The organism is Acetobacter syzygii (genome assembly GCF_000964225.1).
Taxonomy (GTDB): Bacteria; Pseudomonadota; Alphaproteobacteria; order Acetobacterales; family Acetobacteraceae; genus Acetobacter; species Acetobacter syzygii.
This window is the reverse complement of sequence record NZ_BAMZ01000004.1, coordinates 1-14,849: the sequence shown is the minus strand read 5'-3', so window position 1 is coordinate 14,849 and position 14,849 is coordinate 1. Positions and strand designations below refer to the sequence as shown.

The following is a 14,849-nucleotide window of genomic DNA, read 5'->3' as shown; positions in this document are numbered from 1 at the left end:
CATTTTCCCGGTTTTCTGCCATTTCTGCGACTTTGAGTGCAAAAATAAACTATTGCATCCTATGCTTGGCTGATTTTTTCTCTTTACAGCTATAATATGTCTATACATTAATGATAACTACCGCGTTAGGCAGGGGGTTCATCACGATGTCAGACACTGTGGCTCTTTCTAGATTGGCTCGGCAGCCATTATGTCGGCCAGAAGTCTCCGGGTTGCCGCGCTATAATGCAGGCCTGTCAGAAGATGAGGTCCAGAGGCGGTACAGTCTCAAAAATATTGTCAAACTCGGCAGTAATGAAAATCCATATGGGCCATCTACACAGGTAAAAGCTGTGTGGGATAATCTTGCAAGCCGCCTTGGTCGTTATCCTGATGCTGCTGCCATGACGTTGCGCTCGGATATAGCAAAGATTTGTGGTATCGAGCTGGACCGCACTCTTGTTGGTAACGGCTCTGAGCAGATTATACGCATGATTGCGGAGGCTTATCTTTCCCCCCAAGATCGGGTTGTTACGGTAAAGCCGGCTTTTGGTCTGCATGAGATTTGCCCACGTATGATGGGAGCCGTGGTTGATGCCGTGCCAATTACGGAGCAAGCTACATTTGACTGCGCTGCACTGCAGCAGGCAGTACAGAGTCCGACCAAAATCCTCATGTTTGCTAACCCATCCAATCCCGTTGGCTGCATGATGAAAGGGGACGAACTGCAAGAACTTATTGCTTCTTGTCCACCTGATGCGTTGATTGTGGTGGATGAAGCTTACCGTGAATACGCAGAACAAGACCCAGAGTATCCCGATGCCCGCATTATTCTGGAAAAGCAGGAGCGGCCATGGATAATTTTGCGAACTTTCTCAAAAGCATATGGCCTTGCAGCTTTACGCATTGGGTATGCACTCACGTCTTCTGGCGAAATTTCTGCTGCTTTGGATACCGTGCGCGACCCGTTTAACACCAATATGCCAGCACAGGTCGCTGCGTGCGCAGCTTTGGCCGATGTTGCGTATATGAAAGATTGTGTTCGCAAAACTGTTGCGGAACGGGAACGGGTGGTGCAGTTTCTGATAACAAAAGGTCTATTTGTTGCGCCGACATGGACAAATTTTGTTTTTGTTCGCACTTCCATGAAGGCAGATAAACTGGCTGTAGCGTTGTTGGAGCAGGGCATTATCATAAAACCCTGGAAGGAAGCAGGTTTTGAAAATTGGATTAGAATAAGTATTGGTCTGCCTGAAGAGAATAACATAGTCATGAATGCCTTGGCTGATCTTGTTCTATAATCCTGCTGGTTGATCGTTTTCTGGTCAGGAAAGTGAGTTATGTCTGCACTCGAACGTGTTTTAAATCATTTATCTGAAGTGTTTGGGGACCGTATTTCTCGCGGAGAATCTGTGCGTGATCATCATGCACATGGGGAGGGATGGCAGCCAGCGTGTTTGCCTGGTGCAGTCATTTTTGCGGAAAGTACAGAGGAGGTTTCTGCTGTCCTAAAAACATGTAACCAGTATGGGGTGCCCGTGGTTGCGTTTGGTGGCGGCACCTCTCTGGAAGGGCATGTTACTCCAAGCGAATATGGAATTAGCCTCGACCTTTCCCGTATGACACGTATTGTCGAGTTGAATGCAGAAGATCTGGATTGTAGGGTCGAGGCTGGCGTAACGCGGCATGCGTTGAATGCTTATCTACGAGACACGGGGTTGTTTTTCCCTGTTGATCCGGGTGGAGAATCAACTCTAGGTGGTATGTGTGCCACACGCGCGTCTGGTACTGCGGCCGTGCGTTACGGTACTATGCGAGAAAATGCATTAGGTCTGACAGTTGTGTTGGCCGATGGTCGCATTATCCGCACAGGCGGACGGGTACGTAAATCCGCTACGGGTTATGATCTTACCCGTCTGTTCGTCGGGTCGGAAGGCACGCTTGGCATTATTACGGAAGTACAATTACGCCTGCATGGCTTGCCTGAAACCATAGCTACTGCAGTCTGCCAGTTTGATCGATTGGAAGATGCCGTTAATACTGCGGTGACCACCATGCAGCTTGGTCTGCCCATAGGGCGTATGGAGTTGCTGGATGAAGTGCAGATGGATGCGTGTATCCAGTATTCCAAATTGACTGGCTATGACGTTTTACCAACAATGTTTTTTGAATTCCATGGTGCCCCTGCTGCGGTAAGCGAACAGGTGGAAACTATGGAGGCCATTGTTGCAGACCACAACGGCAAAGGATTTATGTGGAGCAATAACCCAGAGGATCGAAATGAACTCTGGAAGGCTCGACATAATGTTTTTTGGGCCTGTTTGGCTTATCGTCCTCACCATCGCGGTATTGCAACAGACGCTGTTGTTCCTGTCTCTGCTCTTACGGAGCTTATTACTGGCAGTAAGCGCGATATTGAAGAATCAGGTCTTATTGCCCCGATTGTAGGCCATGTTGGAGATGGTAATTTTCATACGGTTATTCTTGTGCCTCCAGAAGATAATGGCTTGGAACGCGCGCTTGAACTCGATCGTAAAATAGTGGGACGGGCGTTGTCTCTAGGAGGCGCTTGTAGCGGAGAGCACGGTGTAGGATTGGGCAAAAAAGAGTTCATGGAGCGAGAGCATGGGCGCGATGCCCTGGATGTTATGTGGATGCTTAAAGCTACCTTTGATCCTAATAATATCCTTAATCCCGGTAAAATGTTGCCAGAGTTGGTTAACTAATGTGGCAAAAGCGGCTTTTGGTAGATACAGCCGCTGTAGCATGGCGGAATGGTCATGGATTAACGCGCATTATTGCTGAGGATAGAGCGCATACTCCACCTGAGTGGCGGTTGAGTGTCGCAGATATTTTGCACGATGCGCCTTTTTCCACGTTTGCAGGCTGGAAGCGGTTAATTGCTCTGATTGGTCCCGGCACGCTTGTGCTACACGAAAAAGCTGGAGCATGGTTTCATACGCTCGAAACATGCTGCAAACCATATACGTTTTGTGGGGAAGATCAGGTGCTGTCGTCATGCACAAATGGAGCCGTGCAAGCACTTAACCTGATGATACGTTGTCCAGAAAGTGTGGAAAAAAATATAGAGTTTGCTCTGCATCAAACTTCTTTTTCTATTCAAAGCAATGAACAAGAAAAAAGAGATTACTTCCTGTTTCCTTCAACAGGGGGCTGGACAATGCAATTCAAAGGTACATGTTCCTTTGTTTCACGGGGAAGTGTTTGGTATTGTTCATCTGAGAATATGCCGGATACTACTTTCATACCTAAAGAGACAGGAAGTTCTCTGTATTGTATCAGAATATAAAATTCTGATTATCTCAAGCTTTAAAAGAGGAGAAGATAAAAAATGACGCAAGATACCTTTATTCCCGTTATTGATCTTGCTCCAGCCCACACTGGTAATTATGCGTTGGTGGGACAGAAAATTCACGATGCGTTTGTTTCATCTGGGTTTTGTTACATAAAAAATCATGGTATTCCGACTGAATGTATCGAAGAGTTAAAAAAACAATCATTAGATTTTTTCCATTTACCATTATCAGAAAAAGAACGTTATCGCCCTAAGCAGGCAGTGCGTGGATTTAATGCGCTAAATCGTACTATTATGTATGGCGCAGCCCGGCCAGACTATAAGGAGTTTTATCAGATTGGACCGGAACTTTCTCCAGAATCTGAGCAAAAACTACCGAAGAATGAACTGCAGGGAGTAAATATTTGGCCTGAAGATCGCCCTGCTTTTAGGGATGCATTTTTAGCTTATTACAAGGCTGTTGCTGAATGTGGACAAATACTGTTGAAAGCTGTTGCTCATTCGTTGAATCTTGAAAGTCAATTTTTCGAAAAAAAATATCATTATCCACTACAAAGAACGCAAACAATTTGGTACCCACCCGCAGAAGCACGTTTTGAATCAGAAATCATAACCTATGGTGTTGCGCCACATACTGATTATGGGTGCATTACGTTATTATGGCAGGATGATACCGGTGGATTGGAAGTTCAGAACCTTCAGAATGAATGGGTATCTGCAGTGCCTATTCCAGACACACTGGTTATTAATATTGGTGACTTGTTGTGTCGCTGGTCCAATGACAGATATCGTTCAAACATGCATCGCGTGCTGAATAAATCAGGAAAAGAACGTTTTTCCATAGCTACGTTTTATGACCCTGACTTTGATGCAGTTATTGACCCAAGTGATCTGGGTTTACCAGAAACAGAAGCATCTCATTATGAACCTGTTACCGCAGGGGCTTATATTATGAGACGTATTAGTGAATCTCAAAAGAAAAAATCAGCCTAAAACTCTTAATAATCATCAAGGGAGAGAGATATGCTCGCTGCGTCTGCTCTCCCCGGATATCTTCCAGCGTAACCCTCGATCAGGATATATTTGAATATCGTTTCAACGTGATCTTGCTCATAAAACCTTTCCATTTAAAGGAAGGATCGTAGTTTAATCAGAAGTCCGAAAAATGGTATCTATCTGCGTCACCTTGCAAAGACAATAGCTACCCTGCCAGTCTGAGTAAGTAGGACATGCTATCATCTCTTTGTATTATGAACATTGGGTGCATTTTAAATTTTTGGAATGGAGTTTATTAAATTTTTTGTATATTTATTTTTTGGTTTTAGAAAAATTTGATTGGTATTCCCGTATTCAACCTGTTCTCCATTTTTTAGAATTAAAACATCATGAGCTAGACGTTTGATTGCAGTTAAATCGTGTGAAACAAAAATATAAGTTAATTTAAGATCATTCTGTATCTGTTCAAGAAGCGATAAAATTTCTGCCTGAATAGAGACATCAAGCGCAGAGACAACTTCGTCTAGAATAAGAATTTCGGGTTGGCACAGAAGTGCGCGTGCCAGAGCCAACCTTTGGGCTTGTCCACCGGATAAAGCAGAAATCCGGCGTTCCAGTAATGTTGCATCTAGATGCACTTTAAAAAGAACATCGTTTATTGCTTTTTGGCGTTGTGAACGACTTTGAATTCCTCTGTTAATCAAGGGTTCTTCCAGTGATTGCAGTGCAGTGTAACGCGGATCAAAAGAGACATGAGGATTCTGGTAAACAAATTGTACCTTACGCCTTAGATCACGGAGAGCTTGGCCTTGCAATTGAGACGGATATTGGTTGAGTATTCGGATACTGCCGGTTTGTGGAGTAAGCAGCCCTAATAAGCACTTTAAGAGTGTCGTTTTGCCAGAACCGGATTCACCAACAATGCCCAAAGTGCGACCTTTTGAAACAGAAAAAGAGAGATTTCGCATTGTATGTTGGTGATCTGAATGTGCAGTCTTTGCATATGTATAACCAAGATTTTTGACAGTAATGACATCAGGTGAAGACGATGGTATTTTTTCTGGAGATTTTTGAAAAATAGGTAGATCAGAAATCAAACGTTTCGTATAGGAGGCTTGTGGCGCCTGAAAAATCTGTTTGGTAGGAGCTATTTCGCAAATCTTACCATTATGCAAAACAGCAACACGATCAGTATGTTCACTTGCAAGAGCAAGGTCATGAGTAATAAAAAGGATAGCTGTATTTAATTCTCGTCGAAGTTTTGCCAGCAATGTCATGATCTGCACCTGAACGGAAACGTCCAGAGCACTTGTCGGCTCATCGGCCACAATAAGGGATGGACGCTGGGCAATAGCGGCAGCGATAAGCACACGCTGCTTCATACCTCCAGAAAGTTCATGTGGATATTGTGCCAATCGTTGTTTAGGTTGGGAAATACCCATCTGATCCAGTAGAGCAGCAGCTTCAGCTTTGGCATTATACCTGAGCAGAAAGCTTGTGCTTGCTGGATGTAAAGCCTCGACTAATTGTGCACCAATTGTGCGCACGGGGTCGAGGGAATGAGCTGGATCTTGGGGAATAAGTGCAACTTTTTGCCCGCGAATAGATCTCCATTCGCGTTCGGGAAGGTGAGTGACATTTTTTGTACCAAGATGAATACTGCCACTCTGTAATCTTGCTGCTGCTGGCAAAAGGCCAAGCACAGAACGGCCTAAAGTAGATTTACCAGAACCTGATTCTCCTACCAGAGCCAGTATTTCACCCGCATGAAGATCAAGAGACACATCGTTGAGCGCATGATGCGTTGTATTCTGGCGTTTATAGCATATGTCCAGATTACGAATACTCAAGCATCTCTGGTTCATAGCGGTCTCCTGATTGCATGGGAGACGAGGTTAGTCGTCCATGCGGCAAAAATAATGGCAAGGCCGGGGAATGTGGTAATCCACCAGGCAGTGGAGAGATAATCACGGCCTTCGGTAATCATTAATCCCCATTCTGGAGATGGTGGTGGTGGGCCATATCCCAAAAAACAGATGGTTGAAATTGCAAGAATGGCCGTGCCTAAACGAAGAGAGGCCAAAGCCAGTGCAGGGTTGAGGCTATTTGGCAGTACGTGACGCAGGATAATCTGGCTAAATGTTGCTCCCATGCCAGCAGCAGACTCGATATATTCACTGGCTCTGATCCGTGCGACCTCAGTATGAATCATACGTACAAATCCTGCCGCCTGGCTGGCACCAACAGCAAGTGCAACATGAGCAGCGCCAGGGCCAATAAGGGTAATGATGCTCAGAGAAAGAAATATTTCTGGTATGGAGAGCACAATGTCAGCACATGCAAGAATGGCACGTTCAACATGCACACTGCCAAGTCCGGCTAACAGTCCAGCAGGAATGGCCCATAGAAGGCTGATGCCAACAGCCAGAATTGCCGAAGATAGCGTGGAAAAACTGCCATAAACCACGCGTGCCAATACATCCCGACCAAACTGATCTGTACCAAACCAGTGGTTAATGGAAGGAGGAGATAAATATTCAGCGGGAAAACCTGTTAGCGGGTTTTGAGCGCAAAGCAAAGAAGGCCATAAGCTTGCTAATCCAAGTAGGATGACCGGCAATGCCGCAACCAGCTTTAGGGGTGTGAAATGGTGAGGCATTTAATATTTCCTTTGCTGGCCATTCCGGCCGATCCGTGGATCTAGCAGAGGCTGAATAAATTCACTGAGCAAACCGATCGATATAAAACCGGCTACAGAAATAAGAATAATAGCCTGAAGAACTGCTACGTCCTGACTGGCTACAGCCTGTTGTGCCAGTTGTCCTAACCCATCCAGTCCGAATACGGTTTCGGTAACGACTGCACCAGCCAGAATTTCGCCGAATACCAGCCCACTTACAGTTAACGTTGGAGGGAAAGCATTGGGGATAATATGAGAGCATAGTATCCGAAACGGGGATAGGCCACGTGCACGCAGAACATCTATAAATGGCAACTGCTGCACACGCTTTGCTGTCGTCATAAAAACCTGAGCTAGCGGAGCAGAAATGGGTATAGCCAGAGCCAAGCCTGGTAGAAAGACAGCGCTCCAGCCAGAAAGTCCAACGACTGGTATGAGCTTCCAGTGGAAAGAAACGAGTTGAATGGCAACAATTTCAAGCCAGAATACCGGAATGCCACTGGTAATACCCGGTATGGCAGAAATAAAACTTGCAATATAGCGGCCTGTCACATGCTCGGAAAGAAGAAGAGCCAGAGTGCAAAACGTTATTGAAAGAATTATGGCTCCTGCAAAGCTGATTATTGCTAACCGCAATGTGGTTGGGTAAGCAGCCTGTAGCATATGACCGACGGGCAGACCGGTTTCGATCGAATAACCTAAATTACCGTGCAAGGTGCGACCGAGCACATGTATATATTGCGTTATTGCAGACTCATCAGCGCCGTATGTTGCACGCATATCGGCAATCTGTTGCGGGTTAAGGCCGAGTTCAGGATCTTGAAATTTGACCAGAACGGCGTCTCCCGGCATGACCTGAAGAAGAATAAAGGAAAGAGTGAAAGCTCCCCACAATACAAAAATCGCATGTAAGGTCCGGGTAAACAGGTAGCGTGTCATTGGAATGTGCATCCTGTTAAGGGGTATCTAACCATGCGCGGTAGAAAACTGGTCGTCCCACAGCTTCAAAACGCATATCATGTACATGAGTGGAACCTGCGTAGACCTGTGGTTCTTCAAAAATTGGAATACTGTAAGAGTTTTTGAGGATTAAGCTCTGTATATCTGCCACATACCTCAAACGACGGAGCGGATCTGTTTCTGATGCTACGGCCAGTAATAGCTGGTTGCATTCCGGGTCAGTAAAATGCTGGACATGCTGGCTCTGTCCACCTTTTTGTAACAGTACATTGCGGTTTGTCGGATAATAAGCGCTTTTGAGCACATCTGGATCTGCCCGTCCAACTTCTGCTTGATAAAGTGGGGTGGTTTGTGGATCAAGGTCATCCAGCACCACCATGGCAGGGCTGCCAGTAAGAATATTCAGTTTAACGCCAATTTTGCGCCATTGTTGCGCCAGAAGCACCAACATGCTGCGGCTTTGTGGATGCGGAGCAGACACATGAATGCCCAGAGAGAGAATTTTTCCATTTTTATAACGCCAACCATCAGAGGCAAGCAGCCAACCTGCTTTGTCCAGCAGATATTTTGCTTCGGTTGGGCTGTAATAAAGTTCGGAGCTATGATCCTGAAAACCTTGTGTGTTTCCCGCAAGGATGGACCGCGCGAGTGGATAACGAGGAGAAAACAGGGTGTGCAGTATTTCCTGCCGATCTGTGGCACGTAGAAGCGCTAACCGAACACGAACGTCTGCCACCTTATCGTTGTCTGGACGAAATACGATACTGTCATTCACACCTCGTGTGGATGGAGCATAAAGCAGGTTGCCACTCCGGGTTATCTGGTTTTCATCATAGGCTTCAACTTCACGAATAAAATCCGCCTGACCACTCAAAAAAGCACCAATGCGTATGCTGTCTTCGGGGACCACAAGAATGCGTATCTGTTCCAGTTTTGCGGGGCCCTGGGGGGCAAGTTCGCCTGGTCCCCAGTTATAATCGTGCCGGGCTTGCAAGGTAGTGGATTTACCCGGAACTTCGTCTTGCACAACAAATGGCCCAGATCCAATAATGTTGTGTCCTTCTCCCCATTGCTCCAGCGGCATGTGTAATGTGCGAGGAGAGACAATGCCTGAGCCGATAACGGAAGTCCCTTGTAAAAACCCGGGCGATGGTTTGCTAAAATAAAAGCGAACCGTTAGTGGCCCTACGACTTCGCTATGATCGTAATTATTGATAACTTCTGATGGAGGGAGATGAAGGGCTTTGCTGCCTTTGCCGTAAGTATCAAAATTGAGCGCGATAGACGCGGCATCAACTGGTGTACCGTCTGAGAATGTAATGCCTGAGCGCAATTCAAACGTATAAATGGTACTATCAGCATTGATCTGCCAAGATGTTGCCAACCATGGTTCAATGGCAAGTGTCTGGGTGTTCTGCCATGTCAATCTATCCGTTATCTGGGCAAGAATGCCGCCATTAGGGTAAAATCCTCCCGCTGGTGGATAGAGAGATTTATGTGCCTGTTTTTCCAGATACAGCAGAGTACCTCCATGGTGAACAGATATTTCCGCGTGTGCTGGCGTGGCACAGAAGAGTGCGGGGGATACACAGAAGGTGCTCCACACCAGCATTAAAGGTATACTGAGCTTGGCTGAAAAAATATGCCGTTGAAAATACATAAAACTCATCTTTGTTAAAAAGTATAACCCATGCGGGCGTAGTAATATCCGCCCTCATAACCACCGGGAGCTGTCATAGGGTAAGCAAAAACACCACTGCTTTCCTGCAGTGCTTTGTGATTTGTATGTGTTGGATATTTGTTGAACAGGTTATTTGCGCCAAGCGTAGCGGTAAAACCATGACCTAGCTTGGCTGACACTTCCAGATTGGTAATGACTTGAGGGCGGACATGCGTCCAGTAACTACTTGGGTCACTCTGGTAAACCAACCATGCAACTCCGGCGTAGCGTTGCTCTTGCACAAATACGCTAAAGCGACCTTTGGTCCAGTTAAGAGAGAAAGATTCCTTGTTTTTAGGGGAGGAGCGAAGCAGCTCCGTTTCTGCTGCCTTGGAAAAATAGCTTTGTCCAAGAGAGGTCAGGATCGCCGGTGTATCTGCATAATGGGTTAATTCGGTATCGGCTGCGTTAATCTGGGCAGAACCGACCAGTTCACCATAAGCGGGTTTAATAGGGAATTTATAAGTCACTTTGGCTGTAAAGCCGTTGGTGGTCGTGTTACCGATGTTGGTCATATAACTGGCGTAAGTAATGTTATCGCCAACCCCTTTGGATGCCAGATAGGCAGCCATGGTTGAGCCTGTAAATGCACTCGTGCTTTCGATCCGGTCGTTAATATCGATCCGGTAAGCATCCAGCGTTAATTGCAGGCTTGGTATTGGCCGGTAGTCCAGCCCAATGCTGTAACTGCGTGAATATTCCCCTTTAGGCGCGTGCGCTCCCAAAAGACGTGCAACTTCGCTTGTTTCGGACAGGTTGACGGTTGTGTAACCGGGACCGGATGATATGGCATCATAGTGAATCGCGCCCAAAGTGGGAGGGCGGTAGCCCGTGTTAACGTTTGCATGAATGGCAAAAGTTTTTGTAAAATTATAACGTGTACCAATTGAGCCAGTCGGTGCTGTTACCGTATCAGAGTAATTGACAACGTGGCCCCCCAGTGTCCATTCCCACTTGGGGGTAACAAAAAAATCCAGTCCCACATGACCATCAAAAATATCACGAGACCAGTTTCCGGCGTTGGAAGGCTGAAAGCCATTATATCCGGTAGAACCAGGAGAATTTAAACCATTGTAATAGGGGCCAGTTGCCCATGACTGATAATCACCAGCGCCAATCTGATAGGTATTATGGCGGTATTCCAATCCCCATTCCAAAGCCGCGGGTTTTGAAAGAGTAGGAATGGTAAAATTTTTAGAGAATTTAATGCCGCCGATCAGCTCGGTATTAATAATTTTGCCCATATTGAAGCGTGTCTGGCTTTCTGGGCCAAAAGTCGGGTTATTGTCATCATAAGCGCTTTGGTTTACCTGTTCGCGACCAAAGGACGCATATGTATTCCATGCGACACCCGCCCCTAATGTGCCACGTAAACCACCATTGACTTGAAAATCCATTTCATCAAAAGATTCAATGGGTTCAAACCCGTTGGGGTGTAAAGACTGAACGTTGTTTATGTTGTTTGCTCCACGTACAAATCCTACGCGATCAGTTACACGGTGTGCGAGTGTTGCAGTCAGGTAAGCCCGGATCGAGCGGGTAATGGGCATATGTCCGTTAAAAGCGAAAAGTTCGGACAGTGTCCGGCTAACCCCTTCAATGCGATTAACATCACCTAATGAGGGATTAATACCATCCCGGTGCGTGGGAAGCTGGTTTTGCACCTGCCATGCCAGATCCATACCGCCACCTTTGGTGCCAATAGTGCGCGATATATCACCATAGCCAGTAACTCCCTGACCATCGCCTTTATAGTATCCGCTATTTTGTACATTGGCAGTACCACCATTGCGCGCGCCATTCTTGAGCACAATGTTCACTGCGCCACCGATGGCATCCTGCCCGTATAGGGCGGTTGCACCCTCGGTAATAATTTCAACATGATCAATGGCGCTTATTGGTATTAAGCTCAGATCGGCTGGCTCAGTTCCTTGCGCTGGACCGTAGTTCCAGTTCCCTAATGCACTGGCATGTCGGCGCACGCCATTGACCAGCACCAGTGTTTCATCCGCATTAAGATTGCGTAGAATAACAGTCTGGGTAGGGGTTGTTGAATATCCACCGCCACCACCGCCTGGCGGAGCATTGATCTCGGGTGATGCCTGCTGCAAAGCGTTAATAACGTTTGTCTGTCCGGTTTTAAGCAGGTCTTCCCCGCTAATTATGCTGACGCGCGTTGTGCTATGCCGAGGAGTGGATGTACGAAAAACTGACGGGATATCGTTTGCATCCTTGCTTACAGTTAGTTCTTCCACGGAAGCGGCAGATACTGCCGTTGAACGCGCATGTGCCACAATAGAAAATGCTGATGATGGGAAGATAATCGCAAGGGTTAACCCAACTTTAATGGGGCTATTTCTCTTTGGTTTTGACATTGTGTTTACTGACCGTAATCAAAAATTCGAATTGCCTCGTCGCGGGATCATGCTTGTGACAACAACATATAAACGATAAAAACATGTGGAAATCCAAATTAACTACGATAAATGTCGTTAATTATAAATTTTCAGATTCGTCAAGTTGAAAAAAAATTATCTTATCAATTTACGTTTTTTGTTGTTTTTACGATTTTTAATGGTTTTAATGCGTGTATGATTTAGGTGCGTCCTTTTCCATTCCGTGGTGAGCGGGAGGGAGCGTTGTATTGAGGATGATAAAATATTTCTATTAAAGTTGTGGGAATGATGATCATGGAAATGACATAAGTAAACTTAAAATCAGTGTTTTGTTTACTTTTTAATTCATTGGATGATTTTGGTAATGAGTCAAAAAACAATAGGTTTTTTTACAAGACTTCTGGATAATGTTCCAGCGGAAGAGCGTTACGCTTTGGCTGCGGAGCAAATAAACAAAGCAGAAGCTCTGGGATTTGATACGGCATGGGTTGCGCAGCATCATTTCCATGGGGATGAGGGTGGATTGCCTGCACTTTTCCCCTTTTTGTCTTATGTTGCCGCACGCACGCAGCGTATTCGGCTGGGAACAGGTGTTGTAACCCTGACAATGGAAAATCCTGTTCGGGTCGCTGAAGATGCGGTGGTAACAGACATCTTGTCCAATGGGCGGCTGGAAGTCGGGTTTGGCTCTGGGGGAACCCCGCGTTCATACGAAGCTTTTGGGCAGCAATTTGCTCAAAGACATGCATTGATGGATCGTAATCTTGGGATTGTTAAAGCTGCCTGGAAAGGGGAGGCGCTTCCTGGCCAAAACCATCTGTGGCCCGCTGGACGTGGTTTGGAGTTGCGGAGCTGGCAGGCTACCTTTTCTGCCGTAGGGGCAGAAAAGGCAGGAGCCGCTGGGGATGGACTCATGCTTTCTCGCACCCAACCGCGTCCGCAGGGACGAACGGACGCCAGCCTTGCAGATATTCAGATTCCACTGATAGAGGCTTATCTTAAAAACCTGCCTGCACATGTCGCACCACGGATTATGGCTTCTCGTAGCGTATTTGTCGCGGATGATCGATCTCAGGCGTTGGATTTTGCGCGTACAGGGTTGTTGCGGCAGGTGGAAAAATTCCGGGCCAGCGGCCACACGATTGATGACAGTAGTGTTGAAAGCCTTTTGCGCACATTTGATGTGCATTTAGGCACACCGGAAGAAGTCGTGCGCTCCTTGTCTGCTGATCGCGCGTTGGATCATGCAACTGAAGTGACTATTCAGGTCCACTCTGTGGATCCACCACATTCTTTTATTTTACGCTCTCTGGAGTTGTTTGCAACACAGGTTGCGCCAGCTTTGGGGTGGGGAACATCAAACAGTGCTGACCTGCGTAGGAAAGCTTAAAATTATGCCAGAACAAGTTCAAGCCGCACAAACCATTATCGAACAACTTGCAGGGATTATTCCGGGCAGTGCTGTTGCAAAAAACTATCAGCGTCGAGCCGTTGCTCGTGAACAGGCCGAACTGAGCTACCAGCTTTTGCTGTACCCGCAGACGCCTGGACCAGTCAGCTTGGATGAACGCCGCCTGATTGCGGCTTTTGTAGCCGGCCTTTATAAGGAACCCGCAACACAAAGCCATTATCGCGCACTCTTGCAAAGCGTATCTCCTGTATGGGAGCATGAACTGGCACAGATTTTGCAGAAAATTGATGCTAATGGTCCATGGGGTTCTTACCCCTCGGGCCCATTGAGTGCGGAAGATGTGTCAGGAGAAATCTGGAAACATACTCCTGAGCAGGAGCGCATTTTTGGTTCCCGCCTAATTGCAGCCTTGGAACACGCTCATCTTCTAGCCACTCATCCTCGGGATGCCAACGCGACAGGGCTAAGCCACCTCGCTTCTGCCGTATGGGATGAAGACGGTATTGTTGTTTTATCTCAACTCATTTCTTTTTTAAGCTTTCAGGTCCGCATTGTTGCTGGTTTTGCAGCGCTTGTTGCTCAGTCGTCTTCACGAACAACAGAAAGCGTATAAATAATGATCAATATTCTCTCCTACCCCAATAGTAAATCAGTCAACACGTTTACTGTCAGTCAATTGGACTGGCTTCCGTGGATTGCACCATTGGAGCCTGAGGATTTGACACCGCAGCACTATCGTGGACTTGTAGATCAGGCGCGTTCTAAATCTACATATTTCCGTCTACTTGCGCGTGATCCCGATGTTCTGGGGGCGAGAACGCGCCTGGATAAAGACATTTTCTATTCTGCGGGTGGTCTGCCTAGAGCAGAGCGGGAATTGGCTGCTGCTGCAGTATCACGGTATAATGGCTGCATTTATTGTGCGTCTGTTCATGCCCGGTTTTCTGTACAGTTTTCTAAGGATGATACAGATATAAAAAATCTTCTGGATCACGGAATAGATTCTAAATTTGAGGAACGGAATAAAGATATTGTACAGGCAGCAGTAACTTTAACAGAAAGTGAAAATAAGTTTGATGAGAACAATATTATTGAACTGAAAACATCTGGATTTTCTGATGAAGAAATACTGGATCTCATTCAAGCATCAGCATTTTTCAATTGGGCCAATCGTCTTATGCTGTCTTTAGGTGAGGCTACATATTTTTGAAAAATGTAATCAATTATCTGAATATTTCACTTACTGACATTCATGGAATATTCATAATAATTTTACACTTTCAATCGTCTCGGAATAATAAAGAGTTCACGCGTAATATCGTTACACGACGTTGTAAAACTTAATCTAGGCTTTCTGCGGATTAAAGATTCAACGAGAGAGGCAGACCATG

At 46.2% G+C, this 14,849-nt stretch carries 12 protein-coding genes; 7 read left to right on the top strand and 5 right to left on the bottom strand.

What is annotated here, in order from left to right:
* Nucleotides 1-110 precede the first annotated feature (110 nt).
* From hisC to Absy_RS01020, 4 genes are read left to right on the top strand one after another with little or no spacing between them, the layout of a single operon-like run.
* On the top strand, nt 111-1,280 hold the full coding sequence (gene hisC, locus Absy_RS01035) for a histidinol-phosphate transaminase (RefSeq protein ID WP_245614650.1): 1,170 nt from the start codon (nt 111-113) through the stop codon (nt 1,278-1,280).
* 39 nt (nt 1,281-1,319) lie between these two features.
* Nucleotides 1,320-2,705 carry an FAD-binding oxidoreductase gene (locus tag Absy_RS01030; RefSeq protein ID WP_048852883.1) on the top strand — a complete coding sequence of 462 codons (1,386 nt, stop codon included), beginning with the start codon at nt 1,320-1,322 and terminating at the stop codon, nt 2,703-2,705.
* Between the two features lie 17 nt (nt 2,706-2,722).
* Nucleotides 2,723-3,289, top strand: a complete 567-nt coding sequence (locus Absy_RS01025; protein ID WP_158319831.1) for a HutD family protein — start codon at nt 2,723-2,725, stop codon at nt 3,287-3,289.
* 42 nt (nt 3,290-3,331) lie between these two features.
* Complete coding sequence (locus Absy_RS01020; protein WP_048852881.1) at nt 3,332-4,288, top strand: isopenicillin N synthase family dioxygenase; 957 nt, start codon at nt 3,332-3,334, stop codon at nt 4,286-4,288.
* Nucleotides 4,289-4,563: 275 nt separating this feature from the next.
* On the opposite strand, the gene Absy_RS01015 is transcribed toward Absy_RS01020, so the two are convergent.
* The 5 genes from Absy_RS01015 to Absy_RS00995 are packed head-to-tail and all read right to left on the bottom strand — an operon-like array spanning nt 4,564 to nt 12,026.
* The gene (locus tag Absy_RS01015) at nt 4,564-6,156 is read right to left on the bottom strand and encodes an ATP-binding cassette domain-containing protein (RefSeq protein WP_048852880.1); all 1,593 of its coding nucleotides are present in this window, start codon (nt 6,154-6,156) and stop codon (nt 4,564-4,566) included.
* Nucleotides 6,153-6,950, bottom strand: a complete 798-nt coding sequence (locus tag Absy_RS01010; protein ID WP_048852879.1) for an ABC transporter permease — start codon at nt 6,948-6,950, stop codon at nt 6,153-6,155. Before Absy_RS01010 ends, Absy_RS01015 begins: the two co-directional genes overlap by 4 nt.
* Complete coding sequence (locus Absy_RS01005; RefSeq protein ID WP_048852878.1) at nt 6,951-7,910, bottom strand: ABC transporter permease; 960 nt, start codon at nt 7,908-7,910, stop codon at nt 6,951-6,953.
* Nucleotides 7,911-7,926: 16 nt separating this feature from the next.
* Entirely contained in the window at nt 7,927-9,591 is a 1,665-nt protein-coding gene (locus Absy_RS01000; RefSeq protein ID WP_245614649.1) for a TIGR04028 family ABC transporter substrate-binding protein, read from the bottom strand.
* Between the two features lie 14 nt (nt 9,592-9,605).
* On the bottom strand, nt 9,606-12,026 hold the full coding sequence (locus tag Absy_RS00995) for a TonB-dependent receptor plug domain-containing protein (protein ID WP_084596774.1): 2,421 nt from the start codon (nt 12,024-12,026) through the stop codon (nt 9,606-9,608).
* 385 nt (nt 12,027-12,411) lie between these two features.
* Between Absy_RS00995 and Absy_RS00990 the strand changes: the two genes are divergently transcribed.
* Genes Absy_RS00990 through Absy_RS00980 form a run of 3 tightly spaced genes read left to right on the top strand, consistent with a single transcriptional unit; the run spans nt 12,412 to nt 14,668 of the window.
* On the top strand, nt 12,412-13,437 hold the full coding sequence (locus Absy_RS00990) for a putative FMN-dependent luciferase-like monooxygenase (RefSeq protein ID WP_048852877.1): 1,026 nt from the start codon (nt 12,412-12,414) through the stop codon (nt 13,435-13,437).
* A 4-nt stretch (nt 13,438-13,441) separates the two neighbouring features.
* Nucleotides 13,442-14,071, top strand: coding sequence for a CMD domain protein (locus tag Absy_RS00985; protein WP_048852876.1), 630 nt, complete (start codon nt 13,442-13,444; stop codon nt 14,069-14,071).
* A 3-nt stretch (nt 14,072-14,074) separates the two neighbouring features.
* Nucleotides 14,075-14,668 carry an alkylhydroperoxidase domain protein gene (locus Absy_RS00980; protein ID WP_048852875.1) on the top strand — a complete coding sequence of 198 codons (594 nt, stop codon included), beginning with the start codon at nt 14,075-14,077 and terminating at the stop codon, nt 14,666-14,668.
* Nucleotides 14,669-14,849: the final 181 nt, after the last annotated feature.

Excerpts from the sequence above, each read along its gene's own strand:
- hisC (WP_245614650.1), top strand. The coding sequence starts at position 111 with ATGATAACTACCGCGTTAGGCAGGGGGTTCATCACGATGTCAGACACT.
- Absy_RS00990 (WP_048852877.1), top strand. The coding sequence starts at position 12,412 with ATGAGTCAAAAAACAATAGGTTTTTTTACAAGACTTCTGGATAATGTT.
- Absy_RS01000 (WP_245614649.1), bottom strand. The coding sequence starts at position 9,591 with ATGTATTTTCAACGGCATATTTTTTCAGCCAAGCTCAGTATACCTTTA.
- Absy_RS01010 (WP_048852879.1), bottom strand. The coding sequence starts at position 6,950 with ATGCCTCACCATTTCACACCCCTAAAGCTGGTTGCGGCATTGCCGGTC.
- Absy_RS00995 (WP_084596774.1), bottom strand. The coding sequence starts at position 12,026 with ATGTCAAAACCAAAGAGAAATAGCCCCATTAAAGTTGGGTTAACCCTT.
- Absy_RS01015 (WP_048852880.1), bottom strand. The coding sequence starts at position 6,156 with ATGAACCAGAGATGCTTGAGTATTCGTAATCTGGACATATGCTATAAA.
- Absy_RS01005 (WP_048852878.1), bottom strand. The coding sequence starts at position 7,910 with ATGACACGCTACCTGTTTACCCGGACCTTACATGCGATTTTTGTATTG.
- Absy_RS01020 (WP_048852881.1), top strand. The coding sequence starts at position 3,332 with ATGACGCAAGATACCTTTATTCCCGTTATTGATCTTGCTCCAGCCCAC.
- Absy_RS01030 (WP_048852883.1), top strand. The coding sequence starts at position 1,320 with ATGTCTGCACTCGAACGTGTTTTAAATCATTTATCTGAAGTGTTTGGG.
- Absy_RS00985 (WP_048852876.1), top strand. The coding sequence starts at position 13,442 with ATGCCAGAACAAGTTCAAGCCGCACAAACCATTATCGAACAACTTGCA.
- Absy_RS00980 (WP_048852875.1), top strand. The coding sequence starts at position 14,075 with ATGATCAATATTCTCTCCTACCCCAATAGTAAATCAGTCAACACGTTT.